This is a genomic window from Alphaproteobacteria bacterium (genome assembly GCA_030739735.1).
GTDB lineage: Bacteria > Pseudomonadota > Alphaproteobacteria > UBA7887 > UBA7887 > UBA7887.
In genome coordinates this window covers 1-975 of record JASLYQ010000043.1, presented here as the reverse complement: position 1 = coordinate 975, position 975 = coordinate 1, and the positions used below count along the sequence as shown (strand labels likewise).

General features: G+C 63.4%; 1 protein-coding gene. It reads left to right on the top strand.

Features of this window, described 5'->3' with window-relative positions:
• A partial coding sequence (locus QF629_12940; protein ID MDP6014427.1) for an ABC transporter substrate-binding protein occupies positions 1–975 on the top strand: 975 nt, incomplete at both ends.

Here is a 975-nt window from a genome sequence, read left to right as displayed (position 1 = left end):
GGCACGTCATCGGCGTGGTCGGAGACAGTTCTGAAAGTGGTGCCGCATGCGGACCTGAAGAACATCGATCCGATCTGGACCACCGCCTATATCACGCGCAATCACGGCTACATGGTCTACGACACGCTGTTCGCCCTCGACGAGAACCTCGAGGTGCAGCCGCAAATGGTCGATAGCTGGTCGGTGAGCGACGACAGCCTGACCTGGGCATTCACCTTGCGCGATGAGCTATTGTGGCACGACGGCACGCCCGTCACCGCGGCTGACTGCGTCGCTTCGATCAAGCGTTGGGGCGCGCGCGACGGCATGGGCCAGAAGCTAATGGATGCGACGGCCGAACTGCGCGTGGTCGACGACAGTACTTTCGAGCTGGTGCTCTCGGCGCCCTATGGGCTGGTGCTAGAATCGCTCGGTAAGATCAGCTCGAACGTGCCTTTCATGATGCCGGAACGCCTGGCCGCGACCGATCCTTTCGAGCAGGTGCCTGAGATCATCGGCTCGGGGCCGTTCCTGTTCGTGGCCGAGGAGTGGGTGCCGGGCGCCAAGGTGGTCTACGTGCTCAATCAGGCCTATGTACCGCGCACCGAGGCGCCGAGCTTCGCGGCCGGCGGCAAGGTGGTGAAGGTGGATCGCGTCGAGTGGCACTACATCCCTGACGCGGCGACCGCGATGAACGCGCTGATGGCGGGTGAGATCGACTATTTCGAGCTACCGCCGCACGACCTGCTACCAATCATGGAAGCCGCGCCCGGCGTGCTTGTCGAGAACCTCGATCCGCTCGGCCAACAGGGCTGGCTTAGGATGAACCATCTGCACCCCCCCTTCGACGACGTGCGCATCCGCCAGGCAGTGCTGTGGCTTGTAGATCAGTCGCTCTACATGAACGCGGCTGTCGGCGATTCCCGCTACTGGCAAACCTGCCCCGCTATCTTCGCCTGCGGCACGCCACTCGAAAGCGATGTCGCCGCCGAGGCC